The organism is Pantoea allii (assembly GCF_002307475.1).
Taxonomy (GTDB): Bacteria; Pseudomonadota; Gammaproteobacteria; order Enterobacterales; family Enterobacteriaceae; genus Pantoea; species Pantoea allii.
The window spans coordinates 1-2759 of sequence record NZ_NTMH01000044.1; the positions used below are offsets into that span (position 1 = coordinate 1).

At 53.8% G+C, this 2759-nt stretch carries 1 rRNA gene; it reads left to right on the plus strand.

The window, feature by feature from the left end:
- A 23S ribosomal RNA gene (locus tag CMR03_RS21485) occupies positions 1–2727 on the plus strand; the annotation flags it as partial.
- Positions 2728–2759: the final 32 nt, after the last annotated feature.

Below are 2759 nucleotides of genomic sequence, written 5' to 3' on the forward strand. Positions count from 1 at the left end.
AACCGGGGGAACTGAAACATCTAAGTACCCCGAGGAAAAGAAATCAACCGAGATTCCCCCAGTAGCGGCGAGCGAACGGGGAGGAGCCCAGAACCATCATCAGCTTGTGCATCAGTGGAAGCGTCTGGAAAGTCGCAGGGTACAGGGTGATACTCCCGTACACAAAGGTGCACAGGTTGTGAGTTCGATGAGTAAGGCGGGACACGTGGTATCCTGTCTGAATATGGGGGGACCATCCTCCAAGGCTAAATACTCCTGACTGACCGATAGTGAACCAGTACCGTGAGGGAAAGGCGAAAAGAACCCCGGCGAGGGGAGTGAAACAGAACCTGAAACCGTGTACGTACAAGCAGTGGGAGCCTTCTTTATGGGGGTGACTGCGTACCTTTTGTATAATGGGTCAGCGACTTATATTCTGTAGCAAGGTTAACCGTATAGGGGAGCCGCAGGGAAACCGAGTCTTAACTGGGCGTTAAGTTGCAGGGTATAGACCCGAAACCCGGTGATCTAGCCATGGGCAGGTTGAAGGTTGGGTAACACTAACTGGAGGACCGAACCGACTAATGTTGAAAAATTAGCGGATGACCTGTGGCTGGGGGTGAAAGGCCAATCAAACCGGGAGATAGCTGGTTCTCCCCGAAAGCTATTTAGGTAGCGCCTCGTGAACTCATCTCCGGGGGTAGAGCACTGTTTCGGCTAGGGGGCCATCCCGGCTTACCAACCCGATGCAAACTGCGAATACCGGAGAATGTTATCACGGGAGACACACGGCGGGTGCTAACGTCCGTCGTGAAGAGGGAAACAACCCAGACCGCCAGCTAAGGTCCCAAAGTCATGGTTAAGTGGGAAACGATGTGGGAAGGCACAGACAGCCAGGATGTTGGCTTAGAAGCAGCCATCATTTAAAGAAAGCGTAATAGCTCACTGGTCGAGTCGGCCTGCGCGGAAGATGTAACGGGGCTAAACCATGCACCGAAGCTGCGGCAGCGACACTATGTGTTGTTGGGTAGGGGAGCGTTCTGTAAGCCGTCGAAGGTGTGCTGTGAGGCATGCTGGAGGTATCAGAAGTGCGAATGCTGACATAAGTAACGATAAACAAGGTGAAAAACCTTGTCGCCGGAAGACCAAGGGTTCCTGTTCAACGTTAATCGGAGCAGGGTGAGTCGACCCCTAAGGCGAGGCCGAAAGGCGTAGTCGATGGGAAACAGGTTAATATTCCTGTACTTGGTGTTACTGCGAAGGGGGGACGGAGAAGGCTATATCAGCCGGGCGACGGTTGTCCCGGTTTAAGCGTGTAGGTGTGTGTTCCAGGCAAATCCGGTTCACTTTACACTGAGGCGTGACGACGAGGCACTACGGTGCTGAAGTGATAAATGCCCTGCTTCCAGGAAAAGCCTCTAAGCATCAGGTAACACAAAATCGTACCCCAAACCGACACAGGTGGTCAGGTAGAGAATACCAAGGCGCTTGAGAGAACTCGGGTGAAGGAACTAGGCAAAATGGTGCCGTAACTTCGGGAGAAGGCACGCTGGCGCGTAGGTGAAGGGACCTGCTCCCCGAGCTGAAGCCAGTCGAAGATACCAGCTGGCTGCAACTGTTTATTAAAAACACAGCACTGTGCAAACACGAAAGTGGACGTATACGGTGTGACGCCTGCCCGGTGCCGGAAGGTTAATTGATGGGGTTAAGCGCAAGCTGAAGCTCTTGATCGAAGCCCCGGTAAACGGCGGCCGTAACTATAACGGTCCTAAGGTAGCGAAATTCCTTGTCGGGTAAGTTCCGACCTGCACGAATGGCGTAATGATGGCCAGGCTGTCTCCACCCGAGACTCAGTGAAATTGAAATCGCTGTGAAGATGCAGTGTACCCGCGGCAAGACGGAAAGACCCCGTGAACCTTTACTACAGCTTGACACTGAACACTGAGCCTTGATGTGTAGGATAGGTGGGAGGCTTTGAAGCGTGGACGCCAGTCTGCGTGGAGCCAACCTTGAAATACCACCCTTTAATGTTTGGTGTTCTAACGTAGGCCCGTAATCCGGGCTGCGGACAGTGTCTGGTGGGTAGTTTGACTGGGGCGGTCTCCTCCTAAAGAGTAACGGAGGAGCACGAAGGTTGGCTAATCCTGGTCGGACATCAGGAGGTTAGTGCAATGGCATAAGCCAGCTTGACTGCGAGAGTGACGGCTCGAGCAGGTGCGAAAGCAGGTCATAGTGATCCGGTGGTTCTGAATGGAAGGGCCATCGCTCAACGGATAAAAGGTACTCCGGGGATAACAGGCTGATACCGCCCAAGAGTTCATATCGACGGCGGTGTTTGGCACCTCGATGTCGGCTCATCACATCCTGGGGCTGAAGTAGGTCCCAAGGGTACGGCTGTTCGCCGTTTAAAGTGGTACGCGAGCTGGGTTTAGAACGTCGTGAGACAGTTCGGTCCCTATCTGCCGTGGGCGCTGGAGAATTGAGGGGGGTTGCTCCTAGTACGAGAGGACCGGAGTGAACGCACCGCTGGTGTCCGGGTTGTCACGCCAGTGGCACTGCCCGGTAGCTAAGTGCGGAAAAGATAAGTGCTGAAAGCATCTAAGCACGAAACTTGCCCCGAGATGAGTTCTCCCTGAGCCTTTAAGGCTCCTGAAGGGACGTTGAAGACGACGACGTTGATAGGCCGGGTGTGTAAGCGCAGCGATGCGTTGAGCTTACCGGTACTAATGACCCGTGAGGCTTAACCTTACAACGCCAGAGGCGTTTTGGTTGAGAGACGA